Source organism: Staphylococcus sp. GDY8P198P (genome assembly GCF_017891615.1).
Classification (GTDB): domain Bacteria; phylum Bacillota; class Bacilli; order Staphylococcales; family Staphylococcaceae; genus Staphylococcus; species Staphylococcus cohnii.
Map to the genome: position 1 here is coordinate 17,858 of NZ_JAESJQ010000019.1, position 22,111 is coordinate 39,968.

Consider the following 22,111-nt stretch of genomic DNA (forward strand, 5'->3'; position numbering starts at 1 on the left):
CCTCTAGTTGCTCATATGCTTTTTGAGTATTGAATTAAATGTTTTGTTTATTTCCCCATCATCCATAGGTGGATTGCATGATTTCCCCCATGCTATAACTAGACCGTACACAAGATTTACATCTACATATCTACGTAATAAGTAACCACTTATTGAAGCTAGTGCTTGATTACGTTCACCTTCACCAACACCGAACGCAAGATCACGCCAATAAGATGAATCACGTTTTTTATATTGGTTTGAGTAATTAATGGTAATTGGTTTGTCTTTTTGTATGTTGTCCACAAATCTGGACAACTGATTTAAGTTTTCAATAGTAATAGCAGGTGCATCGTTATGTTTAAAGATGTATGGTATATCTTTATCGGGTCTTACTGGTAATGCCATAGCTCTTGAAGGTTGGAAACTACCTTCATCTATTTTGTAGCCTATTTGATGTGCTAATGCTTGCGTATACTTCCTATAATCATCTGCACTCACTGGTTCATTTATAGGCACTATAAGACGTATTCTAGGATTATCTGTAGTGTGGTTATAAGTTGTGTGGAACGCCCATGAATAGCCTTCTAAATGCTTAGAAATTGCTTTGTATAATCCTTTGAAATCTGTTATATCATCATAATCAAGTGCAATAACAGAACGATTAATAATATTGTCGTCCTTACGGTACTTTTCACAACCGTTGCTATCTTCAACATCACCATAAAGCACTAAACCACGCTTATACTTGTTTTCATTAATCATTGGTATTTGTAATTTATTGAGCCAATCAGACCAATTCCATGTATCAAAATCACGAAATGAGTTGGAATAAAGGCTGTCATATTGTATAATGGATATACGAAAATCGTTATCCAATTTTATTTTGTTAAACTCTTTCATTTTTCCACCTCTTTTAAAATGAGAGGCAACCATGATAAATTATCCATGCATGATTACCTCATGTGTTTGTTCTTATGCGTTATCTGTTGAGTTTGCCGACTGTACAGATGCGCTTTTTTCTTGCTCATTTTTAACAATCATTACTATTTCATCATTCATACGTTCGTTATCTTCTCTAATGCTTTTTAAAATAGATAACGCAATATAATGTGACTTCCAAGCATTATTAATTTCTTGTTGTAAGCTAAATTCATTATTTTTGATTGCCCATTCTCTAGTTTGTTCTACTGCTTCAATCTCTGTTGCAAGATAATCCATACACGCTTGAATCTTATTTCCTAAATCTGTACATTCCACTGTTTCTTCTACTTTTTCTGTGTATAACATTTTCCTAGTCCTCCAATAATTGTTTTCTATTTTTTCTATCGTTAAACCATTCTGTTATAGCCCATGACGTAACAGCTAGTGGACTATATAAAGCGAAACTATTAAATATATCTTGCGTTACTAGACCTACCACTGATGATGTCAATGAGCTTGCTGCGATAAGTGTTCCGAATAATTTCATATTTGTATTCACCTCCTATTGTCCTACTGAAATTGAATTACTGAATAAATCATCGATTGGCATGTCATATAATTCAGATAAAATTTTAGCTTCTGGTAATGTAAAATTCGCTTTACCTGATTCTTTTAACTGATAACGCTGTGGTGAAATACTAAGTTTCTTTGCAATAGCTTTTTGAGTATCACCCTTTTCACGTCTTACGATGTATAACATCGGATATGCTAAATTTGTCATTTTGTTACCTCCTTAAAGTCTCTTTCGGCGTCATTAATGAATAAAAAAATAGGTAATACTTCATTAATTCTCAACATCATTTTTCCACTGGGAAAAGTCCTTCCGTTTTCTATGTCTGAATAATAACTTCGGGAAATTTTAATTTTTTCTGAAACTTGATACTGTGTTAAATTTAGTTCTTTTCTTTTTGACTTCAACAAAAATCTATAACGCTCATTATTTTTCATACCATCACCCCTTTAGTCTCTTTCGGCGTCTAAATACATCTTACTATACTAAAATTGTGCTTGTCAATAGAAATGTGTTTATCGGCGTCATTATTTTTGTTACTATAATAACGAGGTGATGAAAATGTCTGTCGGCAAGACACTAAAAGAAATTAGAAAACAACGAAATTTAACGCAAGCAGAATTAGCGAACAAGATTAATATATCTCGTTCATATTTGAGCGATATAGAAAATGAAAGAAAACACCCTAGTGTAAAAACTACCCAAGAATTAGCAAAAAAATTAAATGTAACTGTAAATTACTTATCTTCCGGTATTAAAATGTATGGTGATTTAACCGACGAAGAAAAAAGAGAACAATTTTTAAAACTAAATAAAGAGTTGGCCCATAAAAATACAACTAGAGAGGAAACTTTGAAAAATGATTTGTTGGAATTAATAAAGACAGATTTACATTATTTAGATGTTCATTTTCTTAATAATGCATATAATTTTTATGAAACTGAAAAAGAGAATGAAGATAATTTATTGTTTATTTCTGTACTTTTACAACAATTATATAATTATAAAGGTTCCCAAAGTAAAGAGACTTACGATGATATAATGAAAGAATTTGACGATTTTCTAAAAAAATACCTTGATATTAAGTAGGTGATCTAATTGCAACATGACTTAAAGCTATCACACAATATCTATAAAGATGCTAAGCGTAGTACATATTACTTCCGCATCACATACTACGATAAGACGAATACACGTCAATTTATTACACGTAAAGGTTTTAAACAACGTAAGGAAGCAGTTAAAAAATGTAATGAAATAATGGATGAAATCGAAGGTATAGGTAAAATTAATCAATTACCTTTTGATAAGCTGGTAGCAGAATACATTGATTGGTATTCTGCTAGACGTAAGGCATCAAGTTTAAAATCACTTAAAACACATGCGAATAATCATTTGATACCCTATTTTAAATCAATGGACGTTTTCAACATGACTACACAAGATGTAATGAAGTTTCAGAATAAGAAAATGAAAGAAGGTCGTTCGGGAGAATATTTGAAAAAGATGCATGTATTCTTAGTATCTATATTGAATCATGCTATGAAGTATCATGATCTAAAGCAAAATGTTGCATCATTAGTAGGTAACTTTGAAATTGAAACGCAAAAGCGCTTAAATTATTGGACGTTAGACCAATTTAATCAATTTCACGATATGTTACCCAATATACAACAAAAAGTATTTTTTAAATTATTATTTATTGGAGGTATGCGTAAGGGAGAATGTAGAGCGCTCACATGGGACGATATTAATTTCGATGAAGAGTTTATCCATATAAACAAAACGGACTATCACGGTATCGTGACAGCCCCTAAGACGAAAGCATCCATACGTGATATATACATGCCAACTCACATGATGGACGACTTACAAGAATATTTAAATTGGTATAAAGATAATAATATTTACAAATCTAATTATGTTTTATTCGGCACATTTTTAAAAGCATTTAGTGAAGGTACAATTGATAGATGGTTTAATAACGCACTTAAAAAACTAGATGATGAATTACCAGATGGTGAAACCTTCCCACGTATTGTTATTCATGAATTAAGGCACTCGAATGTATCTATGTTAGTCAATCATGGTGCTAGTCCTATGATAATTGCACAGCGATTAGGTCATTCATCTACAGAAGAAGTTACATCTAGATATGGTCATTTGTACCCTAGTACACAGAAAGAAATAATAAAATATTTATGAGGTGAATAAATGAATAAAATTAATTACTTATTTATTGGCAAAGATCCATATTTTTTTAATACGGAAAAGATGAAAGTTGATGAAAATGCAGAATATAAAAATATACAGTTGAAAAACTATCCAACAGAAAATGTTGCATTTTTTCCATATTACACTGATGGAAAAAGAGAAAATAATAATGAATGGTTAAATATTGTAACGTTTCGCAGAATAATCGGACTACTTTCAAAAAAACAATTATCATGCATAGATGATTTTCATACTACATTTCAAAAAAAACCTGAACAAATAGCTTTTGATTATCAAAAAAAGGGTGTTTATTTTTGCAATTTAAATGAAATTAAAGCAAACATTACTAAGGAAAGTATTAATAGTTTAATAATTGAAAATGATAATAAGTTTTGGGAAATTGATACTAACACTAAAGTTCTATGTTTTGGAAGTGATGCTATTAAATATTTCAAAACAAAACAACTTTATAAAAATCACTCTTCAAACTTAGGCACTTTTCCCCACCCATCTTCAAATAACTATAATGTATTTTGGAAACATTATGATAAAGATTTTAATCCTATAATACACAACCTCGATATAGACTTATTACCACCTACACCCTAAAATAAAGGGTGTTTTTTATTTGCTGTGCATTATCTGTGCACTTTCTGTGCACCAAAAAATAAAAAGCCCTCAACCGTAATGGTTGAGAGCTATATAGTGGAGACGGCGGGATTCGAACCCGCGTCCAGAGGTCCTGATACTAATCTTTCTACGTGTGTAGTCTATCAAGGTATTTCGCATAATGTTAGGTGATAGACAGCCGACATTATGCTAGTTCGATTAATCTCTTCTAGGCAGACTTCAAACGGCAGTGCCTAGCGTATCCTATTAAGGTTGAATCGCGTTAACTGCACATAGGAAATGCAGTTAGGCGATGCAGAGTGCTATTAGGCAGCTACTGCGAAATTATTGTTTGATTTGTCAGTTAATTTTTAACTGTGTGTGTTGGTGCGGAGACAGCCCTCCGACACGCTTAACTAGCTCGGGGACCCCTGTCGAATCCAAAAACGCCCCCGTAATAATATAATGTACTTTCTGCAGATTTAATCATCTATCTTTTTCAGAAAGCACATATTATATTACCAAAGATCAATGTCTTTGGCAATATTTTCGCTTAATAACGCGCTTTAAGTGCTCTATCTACGTCACGTTTCATTGCTTTTTCTTTCAATGCTTGACGTTTGTCATGTCTTTTCTTACCTCTTGCAACACCAAGTAAAACTTTGCATTGACCGTGTTTTAAATAGAGTTTTAAAGGAATGATGGAATAACCAATTTCTCTGGTGCGTTCCCCTAATTTTTCTATTTCACGTTTGTGTAATAGTAATTTACGTGAACGACGTGGATCATGGTTAAATCGATTCCCTTCTTCATATGGGGCAATGTGCATATTATTTAAAAACATTTCGCCACGATTTACTTGCGCATAGCTATCTTTAAGATTTGCACTGCCACGACGAATGGACTTAATTTCTGTCCCTTTCAACACAATGCCCGCTTCAATCGTATCTTCTATATTAAAATCATGTCTGGCCTTACGATTTTCAGCTAATGTTCCTGGTGATTTTTTCTTTGGCATTGAGTTTCACCTCTTTGTTGAATTATTTTTTCTTCTTACGAGCTTTATTTTTCACTTTTTTATCTTTGTAAAATGGTTTGTGTTTGGTATTACCACTTGCTGGCTTGTTTTTATTGCGTTGATTTTTACCTTTACGTTGGTTTTTCTTGCCCTTTTTATCATTATTTGAATTATCTAATGACTGACCACGTGGTTTCGCTTGAATGGTCTTACCACGTGAAGGTCTTGGGCTGCGTTCTTTTTTCGGTAATGGCATACCAACAATTTGGAAATCAATCATACGCTCATCAACATCTACGTTAACAACTTTGATTGTAACTGGATCACCGATGCGAAAGACTTTAGCTTGACGTTCTCCAATCATTGCCATTTGACGTTCATCGAAGTGATAGTAATCGTCTGTCATCTCTGATACATGTACCATACCTTCGATTGTATTCGGCAATTCGATAAACATACCAAAATTAGCCACAGAACTAATGATACCTTCATATTCTTCTCCAATATGTTGAACCATATATTCTGCTTTTTTCAATTCATCTGTATCACGTTCTGCTTCGATCGCTCTTCGTTCTCTTTGTGATGTATGATCAGCAATTTCTGGTAATGCTTCTTCCCATTTATTAAGTGTTTTATCATCCATTGTTTTATCAATAAGATATTTACGAATGAGTCTATGCACGATTAAATCTGGATATCTACGAATCGGTGACGTGAAGTGTGTATAGTGCTCTGCTGACAGACCGAAGTGACCTAGATTCACATCATCATAACGTGCTTGTTGCATTGAACGTAACATCATTGTAGAAATGACCATTTGCTCAGGTTGGCCTTCTACTTCTTGTTGAATTTTTTGTAAAGTTGATGGGTGAACTTCTTCACCAGTACCTTTAATCATTAAACCAAAGTTAGTAATAAAATCAAAAAATTGACGTAAACGTTCTGATTTTGGTTGCTCATGAACACGATATATAAATGGCACATTCAAACGATCAAAGTGTTCTGCTATCGTTTCATTGGCTGCTAACATAAACGATTCGATGAGACGTTCACCTTCACCGCGTTTTCTTAATTCTACGTCTGTTGGGATACCTTCATCATTGACAAGTACTTTGGCTTCACTGATATCGAAGTCAATTTCACCGCGGCGTCTGCGCATATTGATTAAACGTTCTGATAAGTCTTTAGCTAAATCTAGCATTGGTGTAACTTCGTTATATTGTTTACGCGTGTCTTCATTTTGATCTGTAATAATTTCATTCACTTCATCATAAGTCATACGATAATTTGAATGAATCACACTATCAAAGATTTCATGATTAACTACATGCCCACGTTCATCTAATTCCATTTGACAACTTAAAGTTAGTCTATCCACTTGTGGATTTAATGAACAAATGCCATTACTTAGTCGATGAGGTATCATTGGAATCACACGGTCTACTAAATAAACACTCGTTGCACGGTCGTATGCTTCTTCATTTAACGCTGACCCCTCTGTTACATAATAACTGACATCGGCGATACTTACCGTTAATTGCGTATGTCCATTATCTAACTTTTTCACACTAATCGCGTCATCTAAGTCTTTAGCGTCTGCACCATCAATTGTAATGGTTAGCTCATTTCTTAAATCACGACGTCCTTCGATTTCAGATGGTTTAATTTCATCTGGAACAGCTTCAGCTTCCTCTAACACTTTATCTGGGAATTCAATTTCAATACCATGTTGATAGATAATCGACAAGATATCGACACCTGGATCATTTTTATGGCCTAAAATTGCAGAAACTTGGCCTTCTGGATTATCGGTACCGTCCGCATATTTTGTAATTTGTACTAAGACTTTATGTCCATCTATCGCACCTAAATTATGCCCTTTGGGAATAAAGACATCTTGCATAATACGTTTATCATCAGGTAACACGAAACCAAAATGTCGAGCTTCACTATACGTACCCACTACTTGAGTAACAGAGTGCTTTTCAATTGATTTCACTTCACCTTCTAACTTACCTTTATGTTCACCTTTAGAGTTTTGTAATTCGACAAGTACGGTATCTCCATCCATTGCACGATTAATTTTCGTAGGTGGGATAAAGACATCATCCATATCATTGTCTTCAGGACGTAAGAATGCAAAACCTTTTTTATTTTGGCTAAGTGTACCTTGTATTAATTTCGATTGCTTTGATTTTTTAGATTCCTGACGTTGGTATCTGTCTGTCTTTGTACGTTGAATTAATCCTGTTTGTTCTAATTCAACAAGTACCTTGATTAAGTCTCTAAATGAGTCGGCACTATTTAAACCTAATGCATCTTGAAAATCTGATACAGACATGGGTTCATAATCTGGTTGTTTAATAATTTCTTCAATGGATTGCTTTAAATTCATTATGCCCCTCCTTTCTTTTATTAAATACTGTAAATTTATTTGGACCAATCTAATGATTCTAAGAATTGGTATATATCTTCAAAAACTTGTTCTTTTTCTTTATCAATTGTAATGACATGTCCTGAATTCGCATACCATTTAATCTCTTTATCATCTGAGTCGCTTTCATTGTATATAATGTTAGCAGAATCTGTATTAATCATTTGATCTTGCTCACCTTGGATAACCAGTAGCGGATCCATAACCTCATCTACTTGATTACGTATACTTTGAATTTGACCTTGTAAATCTTTTAAAGTATCTGTTGGATGAAACGCATCCATTTCTCTTTCTACTGTTGTTTCATCTTTGCCTTCGTATTTTTTAAAATTACGTGCATACGTTAAGACACCATCAAACATTGCACCTTCAGTCTTAATATGCATAGGTGAACACATTGTTATAATACCCTTTACATCTCTATCTAAGCTTATTTTCAATGCATAACAACCACCAAGTGATAAGCCAGCCACCACAATTTCATCATATCCTTTATCCACAAGGAATTCATATCCATCTATCGCATCTTTATACCATGCAAATGGACTAGATTGAAGTATCTCTTCTGGTGGTGCTGCATGCCCGTCATATTGTGGCGCATAAGAAGTGTAACCCTTTTTTTGTAAGAATCGACCTAATTGTCTTACATCTGAAGAATTTCCTGTAAAACCGTGTAAAAGTAATACAGCGCGATTACCTTCTTCAAAAAAGAATGGTTCTGGTAATCTAATTTGCATCGTGATTCAATCCTTTCGTCCAAGCTATTAAAATAAATATGATATCAGTTGTACTCAAAATATATTCCCTACTTTGAAGCATTTAAAAGCCGAATACTTCTATTATAAATAAAAAAGCCCGACTTTTACATTGTCGGACCTTATAAACCAAAATAACTTATGCCTAACATTAACAAGAAGAAAATGACAGACAATACAATTGTTAATCTATGCAAGAATAAATCAACGCCACGTTGTTTTTGTTTACCAAATAACTGTTCAGCGCCACCGCTTATCGCACCTGATAGTCCATTACTTTTACCTTCTTGGAGTAATACAACAGTCACTAATGCAATACAATCTAAAATTAAAATGATCATGAAAAATGTATGCATAAAAATTGTCCTCCATTCATTATATACGAACCGCATTATATCACACGTTTAACTTATTTAGCAAACTTCTATCTATTAAAAGTGCTTTTACGTTTGATTGAAACAACCAACATATAAATCGCTAAAATAAGTGACATGACCAATACAATTGTTAACGGTAAGATATTTATCATTGATTTTGTATCTAATATCGCCTCATAAACCGAACTGATATTAACTAAATTATATAAAATTTGTGAAGTGAATACTGCAAACATAAACCACCACAAATACGTGTGCCTATTCCAAATCGCAATAATCCCTGTTAAATTAGCAATCACATACATGATACCTGTAAATTGGAAACTGTTTTTTATAACACCAATTGCGTTTTCAGAAGGCTTTTGTCTACTATTTATTAACATTTGTTTTATCACACTGTCATCTAAAATAACAAATAAATGGATGGCATATAATATTGCTATGATAAGTGAAGTGTAAGCAAGAAAATGACCTGTTCTAATTTCTTTTGTTTTAGGTTGTGCCTTCATAATCAGTCAATACTCCTTCTATAATTTACACTTTTAATTATATCAGTTTCACTGACAAAGATGAACAAATTAAATAACGTTGACGATGTATTTATTGAATCTTATCTTTGTCTGACACAATTTTGAATCATAAATGATATTAACGTGTCTTGCAATAAAAAAACACGCAAACCCATTGGGCTTACGTGTTAGCGCGTGAACTCTTTTTCAAGATAAATATTATTTATCTAAGTTGTAGAAAGATTTAATACCATCGAATTTGCCTGTTTCAAACAATTCATCTTCGATGCGTAATAATTGATTGTATTTAGCAATACGGTCAGTTCTAGATAATGAACCAGTTTTAATTTGGCCTGCATTTGTAGCAACTGCGATATCCGCAATAGTTGTATCTTCTGTTTCACCAGAACGGTGTGATACTACTGCTGTATATCCAGCTTTTTGAGCCATTTCAATAGCATCAAATGTTTCAGTTAATGTACCAATTTGGTTAACTTTAATTAAGATTGAGTTACCAATGCCTTTTTCGATACCTTCTGATAATTTAACAGTATTTGTAACGAATAAATCGTCACCAACTAATTGAACACGATCACCGATGCGGTCAGTTAATACTTTCCAACCGTCCCAGTCATTTTCATCCATACCATCTTCAATAGAAATGATTGGATATTTATTAACTAATTCTTCTAAATAGTCAACTTGTTGTTCTGCTGTAAGTTTTGAACCATTTTCACCTTCAAATTTAGCATAATTATAAACGCCATCTTCGAAGAATTCAGATGAAGCACAGTCAAAGCCTAAGAACACATCTTTACCAGGTTCTAATCCAACTGCTTTGATCGCTTCTAATATTGTTTCAACAGCATCTTCTGTACCTTCAAATTTAGGAGCGAAACCACCTTCGTCACCTACTGCTGTTTCTAAACCACGGTTTTTAAGGATTGATTTTAAGTTGTGGAAAATTTCTGCTCCCCAACGTAATGATTCTTTAAATGTTTCTGCACCAACTGGTAAGATCATGAACTCTTGGAATGCGATTGGCGCATCAGAGTGAGAACCACCATTTACAATATTCATCATTGGAACTGGTAATTGTTTACCATTGAAGCCACCTAAATATTTATAAAGTGGTTGACCTAATAAATCAGCTGCTGCACGTGCTACTGCAATAGAAACACCAAGAATAGCATTTGCACCTAATTTACCTTTATTTTCAGTTCCATCTAATTGAATCATCATTTTATCAATTGAGACTTGTTCTAATACTGAAAATTCACCTTCAATTAATTCAGGTGCAATAATTTCATTTACATTTTCAACAGCTTTCGTTACACCTTTACCTAAATAACGTGTTTTGTCTCCGTCACGTAATTCTACTGCTTCGTGTTCACCAGTAGAAGCACCTGATGGTACAAGTGTGCGTCCAAATGCACCACTTTCAGTTAATACTTCTACTTCCACTGTTGGGTTACCACGTGAGTCAAGGACTTCGCGAGCGTAAACATCTGTAATAATTGGCATGTTTGTAATCTCCTTTATAATAAGTAGTTTAGAAATATTAAATTTCATCTTCATTATAGCTATAAATGCTATAAATACAAATAATTTAATTACTTCAATTTGATTATGGGTGTCATCAGTCTTTTAAGCAAATTTTAAACTGTGACACGCTTTTATTTTGCTAATTTTAGTCCATATTTTATTTATATCAAATTAATGCTTGATGAGTGATTCGCCAGTCATGTCTTCAGGTTGTTTTACTTGTAACAAATCTAACAATGTAGGTGCTAAATCACCTAGTCGACCTGTTTCACGTAAAGTTGCACCCTCTTTAGTAACAATCACTGGTACAGGATTAGTCGTATGTGTTGTCATCGGTTGCTCATCATCAGTCAATACCATATCTGAGTTACCATGGTCAGCTGTAATAATGGCATGACCACCCATATCAACAATTTTATCTACGACTTCACCTAAGCATTCATCAACCGCTTCAATTGCTTTAATCGTAGGTTCAAGCATACCACTGTGACCTACCATATCAGGGTTGGCAAAGTTTAATAAGATTAAGTCTAAATCACCTTTATTTAACTCTTCAATGAGTGCGTCTTTAACCTCATAAGCGCTCATTTCTGGTTTAAGATCATAAGTTGCAACTTTAGGTGAGTCAATCAATCTACGACGTTCGCCTTCAAATTCATCATTGCGGCCACCACTCATAAAATAAGTGACGTGTGGGAATTTTTCAGTTTCCGCTATACGTAACTGTTTCAAGCCATTATCTTGTGCAACTTCACCAATTGTATTAGTTAAGTCAACTTTTTCAAAAACAATTTTTGCATCAACATTATCATTATATTTTGTAAATGTAGCGTAGAATAAGTCATTTACTTGATCCACTTTAAAGCCTTCAAATGCTTTATCTGTAAAGATTTCAGACAGTTGACCAGCTCTATCAGGACGGAAGTTATAGAAAATGACTGCATCTCCATCATTTACACCATTATTTTGATCTTTGATGATAAATGGTTCAACAAATTCATCAGTTAAGTCTTTAGCATAGTTTGCTTCAACACCAGCTTTAGCTGATTCAAATGTTTCTCCACCAAAGTTACGAATTGCGTTATAAGCTTTTTCTTCTCTATCCCAGCGTTTATCACGATCCATTGCGTAATAACGACCTGAAACAGATGCGAATTGGCCAATGCCTAATTCTTTAAACTTAGCTTCTGTATCTTCGATATATTTAAGTGCAGATTTTTGATCTACATCACGTCCATCTAAAAACGCATGTACATAAACTTTGTCAACGCCTTGCTTTTTGGCTAATTCTAATAAAGCAAATAGATGTTTATAATGACTGTGCACACCACCATCTGACAATAAACCAAAAATATGAAGTGCTGAGTCATTACCTTTTACGTGTTGAATGGCGTGATTCAATACATCATTTTCAAAGAAATCGCCATCTTCAATAGATTTATTGATACGCGTTAAACTTTGATAAACAATACGTCCAGCACCGATATTCATATGTCCAACTTCTGAATTACCCATTTGACCTTCAGGAAGTCCAACATCCAAGCCACTTGCTTCGATTTGGGTTGTTGGATACTGATTATAATAACGATCAAAATTAGGTTTATTAGCTAGTTTTACAGCATTACCATGCTCACTTTCTCTATTTGCAAAACCATCTAAAATAATTAATGCAGTTGGTTGTTTAGCCATATTATTTTGCACCTTCTAACAGTTGTACAAAATCATCCACTTTAAGTGATGCGCCACCTACTAATGCGCCATCAATGTCTGATTCTGCCATGTATTCTTTTATGTTGTTAGGTTTAACACTACCGCCATATTGAATACGTGTTGCATCAGCAACTGCTTGTCCAGATAAATCTGCGATTGTTTCTCTTACAAATGCACACATTTCATTGGCATCTTTTGCAGTTGATGATTTACCAGTACCGATTGCCCAAATTGGTTCATATGCGATAACAACTTGTTTCAATTGTGCTTCTGACAAGCCTTCTACAGCTTTTTTAACTTGGTTGCCAACAACTTCATTAGCTTTGCCACTTTCACGTTCTTCGTCTGTTTCACCAACACAAATAATTGGTGTCATACCGTGATTGAATACAGCATGTGCTTTTTTGTTGATATCTTCATCCGTTTCATGGAAGATTTCACGACGTTCTGAGTGTCCAATAACAACATATTTCACACCTAAATCAGCTAATGCCACTGGTGATGTTTCACCTGTAAATGCACCGTTATCTTCATAAAAGGCATTTTGTGCACCAATTTGTAAGCCTTGTGCTTTACCTTCATTAACTGATGTTACTAAAGCATCTAATTGAATTGTTGGAGCACAAATTACTGATTCTACCTCTTTAGTATCTGGTAATGCTGGTAATTCATTAATAAAATCTTTAGCCTCTTGAACCGTTTTGTTCATTTTCCAGTTACCCGCAATAATTGGTTTTCTCATTATATACACTCCTATTAGTAAATTATGATTATTGTTTAATCAAGTTTTGCTCGTAAATTAGCGATTATTTATTAGCAATCGCAACTACACCTGGCAGTTCTTTACCTTCAAGATATTCTAATGATGCACCGCCACCAGTTGAAATGTGACTAAAGTCATCTGCATATCCTAATGAAATCGCAGCTGCAGCTGAGTCGCCTCCACCGATGATTGTGTTTGCATCTTTCATCTCAGCAATTGCTTCACAAACACCAATTGTACCTTTTGCAAAATTACTGAATTCAAATACGCCCATAGGTCCATTCCATACTACCGTATGTGCACCTTGTAATTTTTCTTTGAATAATTCCACAGTTTTTGGACCAACATCCATCGCTTCTTGATCTGCAGGTATATCATCTACAGAAACTTCTGTAATCTTCGCGTCATTAGAAAACTCTTTTGCAACTTTACAATCTACAGGTAATACGATTTGATCTCCTGCTTTTTCTAACAATTCTTTTGCAAAGTCTACTTTATCTTCTTCTAATAAAGATAGGCCAATCTCTTTACCTTGAGCTTTGAAGAATGTGTATGACATACCGCCACCAATAAGCACTTTATCTGCAATTTTCAATAAGTTAGTGATTACACCAATTTTATCTGAAACTTTAGCACCACCAAGAATTGCAACAACAGGTTTATCTGGGTTTTCTACAACGCCACCGATATATCTAATTTCTTTTTCCATTAGATAACCTGCTACAGTTTCTAGGTGTGCTGCAATACCTACGTTTGACGCATGTTTACGGTGTGCCGTTCCAAATGCATCATTTACGAAGACATCACCTAATGATGCCCAGTATTCACCTAATTCAGGATCATTTTTAGACTCTTTTTTACCTTCTAAATCTTCAAAACGTGTATTTTCAACTAATAGCACATCACCTTCATTTAACGCTTTGATAGATTGCTCTAATTGTGTTCCACGTGTTTCAGGAACAAATGTCACGTCTTTATTTAATTTTTCAGCTAATGCATTAGCTACAGGTTTTAAAGTTAATTCTGCTTTATCACTTTCTTCTTTAACTTTTCCTAAGTGAGAGAATAAAACGACTTTACCACCTTGCTCTATAATATACTCTATAGTTGGTAAAGCTTGAACGATACGGTTGTCATCCGTAATTTCCCCGTCTTTCATAGGTACGTTAAAATCCGCACGTACAAGTACAGTTTTACCTTTTAACTCTATATCAGATACAATTTTTTTTGCCATGTAATCTTCCTCCTTTAGATGGATGAATAAAGTAAAATAAGCGGAGAAGCGTTGAGCTCCCCGCTTACTCCTAAGCTTATTGATTCAATTTCACAACGCTATACTTGTTAAACTAAAGTGAACATCAAATTATTTAGCATGACTTGCTAAATATTCTAATGTACGTACTAATTGTGAAGTGTATGACATTTCGTTATCATACCAAGCTGCTACTTTAACTAATTGACGATCTCCAACAGTCATAACACGTGTTTGAGTTGCATCAAATAATGAACCGTAAGTCATTCCGATTACGTCAGAAGAAACGATTTCATCTTCAGTATAACCGAATGATTCGTTAGATGCATTTTTCATTGCGTTATTTACGTCTTCGATACTTACATTTTTATCTAATACTACTGTTAATTCAGTTAATGAACCAGTTGCAACTGGTACACGTTGTGCTCCACCGTCTAATTTACCATCAATTTCAGGAATTACTAGGCCGATAGCTTTAGCAGCACCTGTTGAGTTAGGGATAATGTTTTCAGCAGCTGCACGAGCACGACGTTTGTCACCTTTTCTGTGAGGCGCATCTTGTGTGCTTTGGTCACCAGTGTATGCATGGATTGTAGTCATGAAACCTTCGATTAAACCGAATTCATCATTTAAAACTTTAGCAACTGGTGCTAATGAGTTAGTAGTACATGAAGCACCTGAAACAACATCTTCTGAACCATCTAAAGTATCGTGGTTAGTGTTGTATACGATTGTTTTCAAATCACCTTTAGCTGGTGCTGAAATTAATACTTTTTTAGCGCCTGCATTGATGTGTGCTTCTGCTTTTTCTTTATCTGTGAATAAACCAGTACATTCTAATACTACATCGATATCTAAGTCTCCCCAAGGTAATTTACTTGGATCTGGCTCAGAAAATGATTTAACTTCTAGTCCGTTAACGCGGAAACCATTCTCTTCAACTTCAACTTCTCCTGTGAAGCGACCTTGTGTAGTGTCATATTTTAATAAATGAGCTAACATTTCGTCATCTGTTAAGTCGTTTACTGCTACTACATCGATTCCTTCTACATCTTGAATTCTTCTAAATGCTAAACGACCAATTCTACCAAAACCATTAATTGCTACTTTAACTGCCATTATAATGGCCTCCTTTAAAATGATATTTAAAAAGTGGAATCACTTTTTATTACTATTATTTGCGATAATACTTGCCGCGCCTTCATCTGTGATTAACACAGTGTTTTTAGGTGCTATCGAAAGATAGGCTTTAATTGCCTCTCCTTTTGATTTACCCCCAGCAACGGCAAAGATAAACTTTTTCGATACAAGATCTTCTAATTGAAGTCCAATCGTTTTTACTTTGTGAACGATTTGTCCTTGTTCATCGAAATAATATCCAAATGCTTCTCCCGAGGCATTGTGATGTTGAAGTTTTTCAATAACTTCACTAGGTGATTGACGTCTTCGCGCCATCTTCAGCGCATCACCAATGCCGTGGATTGTAATATTCGCTTCTCTAATTTTCTCTAAGGTGTGTATCACTGACGGTTCTAACATAAGTGTGTTATAGGTTGTTTCACTGACATTATCTGGCACATAAAGCGTTGTATAATCTCCATCTGTTTGCTGTGCCATACTGGCAGCAATCGTATTGGCTTGATATACAACATTTTCACCAAGTCCACCTCGAGCGGGTACAAAAAATACGTCGTAAGGTTGGCGATGCATAGATTCGCTTACGTATGCCATCGTTGAGCCACCTGTAACTGCTACAGTTGCGTGATCATATAAAACATCTTCAACTAGCTGTCCCGCTTGTTTAGATAACTCAATTTTAACCGTTTTATCAGTGTCTGAATCACCAGGAATGACATAAACATCTTTAATGCCATATTTTTCTTTGATAATTTGAGCAAGGTGATGATCATCCGAGTAAACGTTAAAATAACTGTTTAATTGGCGTACTGTCGTTTCACCAGCTTCAGTGATTTCCATGCCTGTAGGTTTAACTTTGATAAGCGCTTGTTTCTTTAAAACATCTGTTTCAGAACGCAATACTCTTTCAGTTAAATCCATATATTCACTTAAACTACGTCTACCGACGGGTTGATACTGAGCGATAGTAGTGAGTATTGAAAAACGACGATACATCTTTTCAACAATTTCTGGAACTAACTTTTGTTGAATTTTTATCAAGTCTTTCACTACTATCCTCCTCCGTTTCTATATACAAGGGTCAAGTTCTAACCATAGATTGACTTTTTTCGTCCCTACTGGGACAAAAAAATATAACCTCTTATATTTGCAATAATACTACTATACATTTAAAAAAGCAAGAGAAATACTTTTGTCTTAAATAAAGTAAATTCTAAACTTCTATAAATCTTTTGTCTATAGAATAACTATACCCGATTCCATATTTCACTAATCATTTACCATTAATTTTTTTGATGATATGTTTTAAAATCATTTCATCAACATGCGTTTCATTGAATCAATCACTATTTATGCTTAAAATAAATATAAATTTAAATAGTATTTATCAGGAGGAATATACATGTCTAACAATAAACACCCAGAAGTGATAGACCCAGAAGATAAGAGATATAAAGATGACGATTACTTTAAAGAAACAAAAGAAAGTTCTCAAAAAAACCCATATCAACCCTTTAATTACAACAAACACATTGGCTGTCATTTAGGACCTTTTGGTTGTGGTTGTTTAGGTGGTTGCTTTTCCATCATACTGCTATTGTCATTCATTTCATATTTAGTAAGCCTGCTATTTTAAGCTTTCTTTTTCTTTGTCTTATATGATTCGTATTATAAATAATATACGATATTTCATTTCAGTGCTTAAGTTACATTAATTATTACAAAAAACACGCACTGTCATATGACAGCACGTGTTCTAAGAATGTATTTTTCTAATTCCATTTAATCTTCATCAGAGGATTGCGAACTTCCTTCTGAATTTGAATTATTGTTTTGTGTTGAACGTTGTTGGGTATTTTGTTGCGTACTTCGTTGTTGGGTAGAAGGTTCATCGGTCTTCTCTTCTGTGGAAGGCTCAGATGTGCGCTCTTCAGTTGATGGTTCGCTCGTATTTTCTTCAGTTGTTTCTTCCTCTGTGGATGGTTCATCGGTCTTCTCTTCTGTCGAGCGTTCTTCAGTAGTACGTTCTTCTTTTGTTTTTTCAGGTGAATCTTTTTCTTCCGTAGTTCTTCGTTCTTGTGTTCTAGGCTGCTGTGTTTGTTGCGTTTGTTGGGTCTGTTGTGTTTGTTGTGTTTGAGGAACTTGTTGAGTTTGCTGTGTTTGTTGTGTTTGTTGGGTTTCTTCAGTTGACTTTTCTTTTTTCTTGTCTTTTTGTTCCTTTGTTTTTTCTTTCTTTTTGTCTTTTTCTTCTTGTTTTTGGTCTGCCAAACGTTCATTGGCTTTATTTGAATGATCTACGAATGCAAAAATTGCAAAAACTAATCCACCTATAAGTAGTAGGACAATCAATCCACTGATAAGTTTTGCGAAACCACTCATTTTTTTATTATCTTTATCATCAAAATTATTATTTTGATTATGCTTAGGCATATGCTCCCCTCACTTCAATTTATATCAAATCATCATTTTCAAATGGCATTTAACTTCATGTTAGAACTATATTTTACACTATTTCATTGATTAAACAACCATATTAACCACATTTTAATGTAGTTGTTACTTTGTGGTCCAAACTATAGTAAAATAATCATATACAACACTTTTATTTTTAACTTCAACTTAAATAGTAATCTAATTTCAATTGTTGTTTCAACACTTTCACTTAAATTATTCTACTATTGTCAATAATATCATAACAGGATGTGACTAGATTTTGAAAAACTACGACTTATTTAACGAAACAGATCAATCACAACAAAAACCTAAAGGTTTACGACATATGATGACCGAAAATGACAATGATGAATTAAAAATATCAATCAAAACACGCTATAAACTTTTTATACTCGTTCTTTTTTTACTTTTACTCGCTTTTGGCATTATTGCCTTATTTATTTTATAATATGTAGTACTTCAAATTCCCTTTTTAAAACGACATCAAAATTATTTCTTATTATTCAATAATATATATTATAAGGTATAAAAATTAGACCTACACGAAAATCGTATAGGCCTCTACTAAAGGGAGTCAAAATTTTACCTTCGCTAGTATATTATGGGGTATACTCGAAATAATTAAGAGATGATTAATTAATATCGAAGGTACCTTTATTATAACGACATATGATTTTATTTTAAATACATCTTAGATGTAGTAAATGACATATTTTTGAACAAAATTCGAATAAATTTTGTCATACTAAATCATGAGATTTTTTACTTTAAAAGCCTGCACGCTTCAATACTACAATTCTATGAGGTGATACTATGAAACACTATCTAATTACGGGCGGTACTGGTCTAGTAGGTACTCAGCTAATCGAGGCAATTCAACAAAGTGATTCGAAAATCACGATATTAACAAGACAAAGACACGCTACATCACATCCTAAAATCACATATGTTAATTGGACAGAACCAAATTGGGAAAGCCAAATTCCAGATATTGATATCGTCATCAATTTGGCCGGTGCTAGCTTAAATAACCGCTGGACTTCCGCACACAAACAAAATATAATGCTAAGTCGATTACAATCTACACAGGCATTATACGACCTTTTCAAAAACAGAAAGCAAAAACCTTCTGTATTCTTTAACGCCAGCGCAGTCGGTTATTATAAACCCGATTTAACACGTACATATACTGAGTTGTATCAAACATTACCATTTGATTTTTTATCTGAAGTAGTTTATCAGTGGGAACGTCTAGCACGTCAATTTGAATCCTTTGGAACACGTGTAATTATAGGTAGATTTGGAATGGTATTATCAAATAAAGGCGGTGCATTACCATTAATGAAATTACCTTATGAGTTAAATGTCGGCGGTAAAATTGGTAGTGGTAGACAATGGTATTCTTGGATTCATATTGAAGATCTAACAAGAGCGATACTCTATACCATCAATAATGATAAAGCGCGAGGTGTATTTAATTTCACATCACCTATCGCAGAACATCAAAATATGTTTGGTTATACCATTGCAAGAGAAGTACATCGTCCACATTATACGTGGGTGCCATCATTTGCGCTCAGACTTATCTTAGGAGAAATGTCTACAGTTGTACTTGATACTCAAAAAGTTTTACCTAATAAATTGCAAGCACTAGATTTCAAATTTAAATATCCTAACCTAAAACTTGCATTAGAAAATTTAGTTCAATAAGAAAGGTACCATTAAAAATGAAACAAGATAGTTTTAGCCATATCTTATTATTCATTGCAGGCTTGCTCATCATTACCAATAGTATTTTAGCATTTGAAAAACCTGCAATAATGATCTTCATTTCTATAACTTTGTTAATCATTGGTTTGTTAACTTTAATCGTTTCCATCTTATTATTTTATAAAAAAACAAAATCTATTAAATAAACACAACTCATAATTTCAATATATTCAAAAAAACAAGTCACGCATGCCAACCATTTCCTTATGCATCATACATTTGGAAATAGTCATACATTGTCGTGACTTGTTTTATAATCTGTTTATCCTAATTTACTTATGCGAAATATTATGATTCTGGCACCATAACTTCGTCGATTAATCCGTATTCTTTAGCTTCTTCTGCTGATAAGAAGTTATCACGGTCAGTATCTTTTTCAATTTGTTCAATTGATTGACCAGTACGTTCAGCTAAAATTTTGTTTAATTTAGCACGTGTTTTTAGAATATGGTTAGCGGCAATTTCAATTTCAGTTGCTTGACCTTGTGCACCGCCTAATGGTTGGTGAATCATTACTTCAGCATTAGGTAATGCAAAACGTTTACCTTTTGCACCTGCTGAAAGTAAGAATGACCCCATTGATGCTGCCATACCGATACAAATTGTTTGTACATCTGGTTTAATGTGTTGGATTGTATCATAAATAGCAAATCCAGCAGTTACACTACCACCTGGTGAGTTAATGTAAAGATAGATATCTTTTTCAGCATCTTGTGCTTGTAAGAATAATAATTGTGATACGATAGAGTTTGCTACGTTATCATCAATTTGTGAACCTAACATAATAATACGGTCTTTTAATAAACGTGAGTAAATATCATAAGCACGTTCCCCACGGTTTGTAGTTTCAATTACTGTAGGTATTAAATTCATTAATATTGCCTCCTTATTTCTAACTGATAAATTTATTTTAACCTAAAAGTCAAATATGGTCAAAAAATAACGCTTAGAATTTCCTTAAACTGTATAAATTATTGTTGACCAACACTTATAAGATTTGTACACTAATATTATTGTTATTTACCCCTCGTAGTGTAATGGATAACACATAAGATTCCGGTTCTTAGGATAGGGGTTCGATTCCCTTCGAGGGGATTAATAAGTTATTTTCTCATTTTCACCCGATATCACTAGTCGTCAAAACACTTGTGGTGTCGGTATTTTTATATTTTATAGTGTCATTCGTTTTGATACGTTTTGAATTTCGCGCCCCCATTTAGTCCCCATTTTTATTTTAAGTCCAATATCTATTTCCAAAACCGGTAGATTATCCAACTATATCTCTGGTCTTACTTTTTTTAGGTAAGGACCCGGGTCCTTACCTTGTTTTTTACTGCCATTCTTTCTTTAGATTTTTTGGCTTCTATTCTTTCTAACTGTTGTGCATAATCCATTCGTTCAGAATACGTAAATTCTTTGCGCTCTTCGTTTTCACTTATATACAATCAGACTTTTTTGTCCGTTTGCTGTCGTCTTTTTTTTGGATAACAGTACGTGGTCATTTTTGACCGTGTACATTGCTTGCTCTTTTTTTGAGAAACCAAACCTCATACTCATTTTTGAGTAATAGCACATAAACTTTTTTGTGTGCGTACTTTTTACACAATCATTTTTGAGTACATACTTTTGGTTAAACATTTTTGTACGACCAATGTTACTGATTTTTTTACTTTCTTAGCTCTTTTTAATGTTGTTTCAGAAACGCCTGCTAATTTAGCCAATTCAGCGTTTTCTTTTACTGGTGTCTTGACTTTTTTACCGATAGGTTCAACTGGGCTTTTCGGTTTGTTTTGTTTCAAATTTGCTAATCTATTTTCTTTTGATTTCTCTTGCAATTCTTCTATTAAATCTTTGGTATTAAGAACAACATTTAACTTTTGATTTTTATTTAAAGTTCTTCTTTTAACAGCAGTGTCTCTTACGAATTTAAGTGCTTCGCTCTTTGTCATATCTTCCTTTATAGCTGATATTTCGTTTTGATTTAATTCCTGTAACGCCCTAACTCTGTAACGCTTTTTTATTACTTTTATCAAACCGTTTTAAAGCTAAACTTTCATCAATTTTCCAAACGTTTTCTACATACTCACGAA

Annotated in this window: 26 protein-coding genes, 1 tRNA gene and 1 other RNA gene; 8 read left to right on the top strand and 20 right to left on the bottom strand. The window is 33.7% G+C overall.

The window, feature by feature from the left end; all coding sequences use genetic code 11:
• Positions 1-3 precede the first annotated feature (3 nt).
• The 5 genes from KA824_RS11530 to KA824_RS11550 all read right to left on the bottom strand — a co-directional run bounded on the left by KA824_RS11530 (position 4) and on the right by KA824_RS11550 (position 1,911).
• The gene (locus tag KA824_RS11530; RefSeq protein ID WP_181187795.1) at positions 4-882 is read right to left on the bottom strand and encodes a primase alpha helix C-terminal domain-containing protein; all 879 of its coding nucleotides are present in this window, start codon (positions 880-882) and stop codon (positions 4-6) included.
• A gap of 72 nt (positions 883-954) precedes the next feature.
• On the bottom strand, positions 955-1,269 hold the full coding sequence (locus KA824_RS11535; protein ID WP_181187796.1) for a hypothetical protein: 315 nt from the start codon (positions 1,267-1,269) through the stop codon (positions 955-957).
• A 4-nt stretch (positions 1,270-1,273) separates the two neighbouring features.
• Positions 1,274-1,450: a hypothetical protein gene (locus KA824_RS11540; protein WP_181187797.1), complete on the bottom strand. Its 177-nt coding sequence runs from the start codon at positions 1,448-1,450 to the stop codon at positions 1,274-1,276.
• 15 nt (positions 1,451-1,465) lie between these two features.
• Entirely contained in the window at positions 1,466-1,684 is a 219-nt protein-coding gene (locus tag KA824_RS11545; protein ID WP_181187798.1) for a helix-turn-helix transcriptional regulator, read from the bottom strand.
• Positions 1,681-1,911, bottom strand: coding sequence for a helix-turn-helix domain-containing protein (locus KA824_RS11550; RefSeq protein WP_181187799.1), 231 nt, complete (start codon positions 1,909-1,911; stop codon positions 1,681-1,683). Before KA824_RS11550 ends, KA824_RS11545 begins: the two co-directional genes overlap by 4 nt.
• A gap of 124 nt (positions 1,912-2,035) precedes the next feature.
• Between KA824_RS11550 and KA824_RS11555 the strand changes: the two genes are divergently transcribed.
• The 3 genes from KA824_RS11555 to KA824_RS11565 are packed head-to-tail and all read left to right on the top strand — an operon-like array spanning position 2,036 to position 4,297.
• Positions 2,036-2,563 carry a helix-turn-helix domain-containing protein gene (locus tag KA824_RS11555; protein ID WP_181187800.1) on the top strand — a complete coding sequence of 176 codons (528 nt, stop codon included), beginning with the start codon at positions 2,036-2,038 and terminating at the stop codon, positions 2,561-2,563.
• A 9-nt stretch (positions 2,564-2,572) separates the two neighbouring features.
• Entirely contained in the window at positions 2,573-3,679 is a 1,107-nt protein-coding gene (locus tag KA824_RS11560) for a tyrosine-type recombinase/integrase (protein ID WP_181187801.1), read from the top strand.
• 9 nt (positions 3,680-3,688) lie between these two features.
• Positions 3,689-4,297 carry a hypothetical protein gene (locus KA824_RS11565; protein WP_099090636.1) on the top strand — a complete coding sequence of 203 codons (609 nt, stop codon included), beginning with the start codon at positions 3,689-3,691 and terminating at the stop codon, positions 4,295-4,297.
• 94 nt (positions 4,298-4,391) lie between these two features.
• Here KA824_RS11565 and ssrA read toward each other — a convergent pair.
• The 12 genes from ssrA to KA824_RS11625 form a co-directional block, all read right to left on the bottom strand.
• Positions 4,392-4,751: a transfer-messenger RNA gene (gene ssrA, locus KA824_RS11570) on the bottom strand.
• A 99-nt stretch (positions 4,752-4,850) separates the two neighbouring features.
• Complete coding sequence (gene smpB / locus KA824_RS11575; protein ID WP_107383697.1) at positions 4,851-5,315, bottom strand: SsrA-binding protein SmpB; 465 nt, start codon at positions 5,313-5,315, stop codon at positions 4,851-4,853.
• 22 nt (positions 5,316-5,337) lie between these two features.
• Entirely contained in the window at positions 5,338-7,710 is a 2,373-nt protein-coding gene (gene rnr, locus KA824_RS11580; protein ID WP_119517708.1) for a ribonuclease R, read from the bottom strand.
• Between the two features lie 35 nt (positions 7,711-7,745).
• A complete protein-coding gene (locus tag KA824_RS11585; RefSeq protein ID WP_107383695.1) occupies positions 7,746-8,486 on the bottom strand; it encodes an alpha/beta hydrolase in 741 nt (246 codons plus the stop codon).
• Positions 8,487-8,626: 140 nt separating this feature from the next.
• A complete protein-coding gene (gene secG, locus KA824_RS11590; protein ID WP_019469442.1) occupies positions 8,627-8,860 on the bottom strand; it encodes a preprotein translocase subunit SecG in 234 nt (77 codons plus the stop codon).
• Positions 8,861-8,928: 68 nt separating this feature from the next.
• Complete coding sequence (locus KA824_RS11595) at positions 8,929-9,390, bottom strand: hypothetical protein (RefSeq protein ID WP_107383694.1); 462 nt, start codon at positions 9,388-9,390, stop codon at positions 8,929-8,931.
• A gap of 219 nt (positions 9,391-9,609) precedes the next feature.
• Positions 9,610-10,914: a surface-displayed alpha-enolase gene (gene eno, locus KA824_RS11600; RefSeq protein ID WP_019469444.1), complete on the bottom strand. Its 1,305-nt coding sequence runs from the start codon at positions 10,912-10,914 to the stop codon at positions 9,610-9,612.
• Positions 10,915-11,106: 192 nt separating this feature from the next.
• Positions 11,107-12,624, bottom strand: coding sequence for a 2,3-bisphosphoglycerate-independent phosphoglycerate mutase (gene gpmI / locus KA824_RS11605; protein ID WP_107383693.1), 1,518 nt, complete (start codon positions 12,622-12,624; stop codon positions 11,107-11,109).
• A 1-nt stretch (position 12,625) separates the two neighbouring features.
• Complete coding sequence (gene tpiA, locus KA824_RS11610) at positions 12,626-13,387, bottom strand: triose-phosphate isomerase (RefSeq protein ID WP_107383692.1); 762 nt, start codon at positions 13,385-13,387, stop codon at positions 12,626-12,628.
• A gap of 64 nt (positions 13,388-13,451) precedes the next feature.
• Positions 13,452-14,642 carry a phosphoglycerate kinase gene (locus KA824_RS11615; protein WP_107383691.1) on the bottom strand — a complete coding sequence of 397 codons (1,191 nt, stop codon included), beginning with the start codon at positions 14,640-14,642 and terminating at the stop codon, positions 13,452-13,454.
• A gap of 129 nt (positions 14,643-14,771) precedes the next feature.
• The gene (gene gap / locus KA824_RS11620) at positions 14,772-15,779 is read right to left on the bottom strand and encodes a type I glyceraldehyde-3-phosphate dehydrogenase (protein WP_019469448.1); all 1,008 of its coding nucleotides are present in this window, start codon (positions 15,777-15,779) and stop codon (positions 14,772-14,774) included.
• A 39-nt stretch (positions 15,780-15,818) separates the two neighbouring features.
• On the bottom strand, positions 15,819-16,847 hold the full coding sequence (locus KA824_RS11625; RefSeq protein WP_107383690.1) for a sugar-binding transcriptional regulator: 1,029 nt from the start codon (positions 16,845-16,847) through the stop codon (positions 15,819-15,821).
• 352 nt (positions 16,848-17,199) lie between these two features.
• Between KA824_RS11625 and KA824_RS11630 the strand changes: the two genes are divergently transcribed.
• Positions 17,200-17,433, top strand: a complete 234-nt coding sequence (locus tag KA824_RS11630) for a hypothetical protein (protein ID WP_181187457.1) — start codon at positions 17,200-17,202, stop codon at positions 17,431-17,433.
• Positions 17,434-17,579: 146 nt separating this feature from the next.
• Here the strand turns inward: KA824_RS11630 and KA824_RS11635 are convergent, their stop codons facing one another.
• Positions 17,580-18,227, bottom strand: coding sequence for a DUF4887 domain-containing protein (locus KA824_RS11635; protein ID WP_107383688.1), 648 nt, complete (start codon positions 18,225-18,227; stop codon positions 17,580-17,582).
• Positions 18,228-18,510: 283 nt separating this feature from the next.
• Here KA824_RS11635 and KA824_RS11640 point away from each other — a divergent pair, with 283 nt between their 5' ends.
• From KA824_RS11640 to KA824_RS11650, 3 genes are all read left to right on the top strand, one after another.
• The gene (locus KA824_RS11640; protein WP_107504635.1) at positions 18,511-18,699 is read left to right on the top strand and encodes a hypothetical protein; all 189 of its coding nucleotides are present in this window, start codon (positions 18,511-18,513) and stop codon (positions 18,697-18,699) included.
• A gap of 365 nt (positions 18,700-19,064) precedes the next feature.
• Entirely contained in the window at positions 19,065-19,961 is an 897-nt protein-coding gene (locus tag KA824_RS11645; protein ID WP_107383686.1) for a TIGR01777 family oxidoreductase, read from the top strand.
• A gap of 17 nt (positions 19,962-19,978) precedes the next feature.
• A complete protein-coding gene (locus KA824_RS11650) occupies positions 19,979-20,167 on the top strand; it encodes a hypothetical protein (RefSeq protein ID WP_107383685.1) in 189 nt (62 codons plus the stop codon).
• A gap of 142 nt (positions 20,168-20,309) precedes the next feature.
• Here KA824_RS11650 and clpP read toward each other — a convergent pair whose 3' ends face one another.
• Positions 20,310-20,894: an ATP-dependent Clp endopeptidase proteolytic subunit ClpP gene (clpP, locus tag KA824_RS11655; protein WP_107383684.1), complete on the bottom strand. Its 585-nt coding sequence runs from the start codon at positions 20,892-20,894 to the stop codon at positions 20,310-20,312.
• A gap of 150 nt (positions 20,895-21,044) precedes the next feature.
• On the opposite strand from clpP, the gene KA824_RS11660 reads away from it, so the two are divergent.
• A tRNA-Arg gene (locus tag KA824_RS11660) sits at positions 21,045-21,116 on the top strand.
• A 503-nt stretch (positions 21,117-21,619) separates the two neighbouring features.
• On the opposite strand, the gene KA824_RS11665 is transcribed toward KA824_RS11660, so the two are convergent.
• Entirely contained in the window at positions 21,620-21,970 is a 351-nt protein-coding gene (locus KA824_RS11665) for a hypothetical protein (RefSeq protein ID WP_181187456.1), read from the bottom strand.
• Positions 21,971-22,111: the final 141 nt, after the last annotated feature.

Bases quoted from the DNA above. Each gene is read 5' to 3' on its own strand.
- KA824_RS11530 (WP_181187795.1), bottom strand. From the start codon at position 882: ATGAAAGAGTTTAACAAAATAAAATTGGATAACGATTTTCGTATATCC.
- KA824_RS11535 (WP_181187796.1), bottom strand. From the start codon at position 1,269: ATGTTATACACAGAAAAAGTAGAAGAAACAGTGGAATGTACAGATTTA.
- KA824_RS11540 (WP_181187797.1), bottom strand. From the start codon at position 1,450: ATGAAATTATTCGGAACACTTATCGCAGCAAGCTCATTGACATCATCA.
- KA824_RS11545 (WP_181187798.1), bottom strand. From the start codon at position 1,684: ATGACAAATTTAGCATATCCGATGTTATACATCGTAAGACGTGAAAAG.
- KA824_RS11550 (WP_181187799.1), bottom strand. From the start codon at position 1,911: ATGAAAAATAATGAGCGTTATAGATTTTTGTTGAAGTCAAAAAGAAAA.
- KA824_RS11555 (WP_181187800.1), top strand. From the start codon at position 2,036: ATGTCTGTCGGCAAGACACTAAAAGAAATTAGAAAACAACGAAATTTA.
- KA824_RS11565 (WP_099090636.1), top strand. From the start codon at position 3,689: ATGAATAAAATTAATTACTTATTTATTGGCAAAGATCCATATTTTTTT.
- smpB (WP_107383697.1), bottom strand. From the start codon at position 5,315: ATGCCAAAGAAAAAATCACCAGGAACATTAGCTGAAAATCGTAAGGCC.
- rnr (WP_119517708.1), bottom strand. From the start codon at position 7,710: ATGAATTTAAAGCAATCCATTGAAGAAATTATTAAACAACCAGATTAT.
- KA824_RS11585 (WP_107383695.1), bottom strand. From the start codon at position 8,486: ATGCAAATTAGATTACCAGAACCATTCTTTTTTGAAGAAGGTAATCGC.
- secG (WP_019469442.1), bottom strand. From the start codon at position 8,860: ATGCATACATTTTTCATGATCATTTTAATTTTAGATTGTATTGCATTA.
- KA824_RS11595 (WP_107383694.1), bottom strand. From the start codon at position 9,390: ATGAAGGCACAACCTAAAACAAAAGAAATTAGAACAGGTCATTTTCTT.
- eno (WP_019469444.1), bottom strand. From the start codon at position 10,914: ATGCCAATTATTACAGATGTTTACGCTCGCGAAGTCCTTGACTCACGT.
- gpmI (WP_107383693.1), bottom strand. From the start codon at position 12,624: ATGGCTAAACAACCAACTGCATTAATTATTTTAGATGGTTTTGCAAAT.
- tpiA (WP_107383692.1), bottom strand. From the start codon at position 13,387: ATGAGAAAACCAATTATTGCGGGTAACTGGAAAATGAACAAAACGGTT.
- KA824_RS11615 (WP_107383691.1), bottom strand. From the start codon at position 14,642: ATGGCAAAAAAAATTGTATCTGATATAGAGTTAAAAGGTAAAACTGTA.
- gap (WP_019469448.1), bottom strand. From the start codon at position 15,779: ATGGCAGTTAAAGTAGCAATTAATGGTTTTGGTAGAATTGGTCGTTTA.
- KA824_RS11630 (WP_181187457.1), top strand. From the start codon at position 17,200: ATGTCTAACAATAAACACCCAGAAGTGATAGACCCAGAAGATAAGAGA.
- KA824_RS11635 (WP_107383688.1), bottom strand. From the start codon at position 18,227: ATGCCTAAGCATAATCAAAATAATAATTTTGATGATAAAGATAATAAA.
- KA824_RS11645 (WP_107383686.1), top strand. From the start codon at position 19,065: ATGAAACACTATCTAATTACGGGCGGTACTGGTCTAGTAGGTACTCAG.
- KA824_RS11650 (WP_107383685.1), top strand. From the start codon at position 19,979: ATGAAACAAGATAGTTTTAGCCATATCTTATTATTCATTGCAGGCTTG.
- clpP (WP_107383684.1), bottom strand. From the start codon at position 20,894: ATGAATTTAATACCTACAGTAATTGAAACTACAAACCGTGGGGAACGT.
- KA824_RS11665 (WP_181187456.1), bottom strand. From the start codon at position 21,970: ATGACAAAGAGCGAAGCACTTAAATTCGTAAGAGACACTGCTGTTAAA.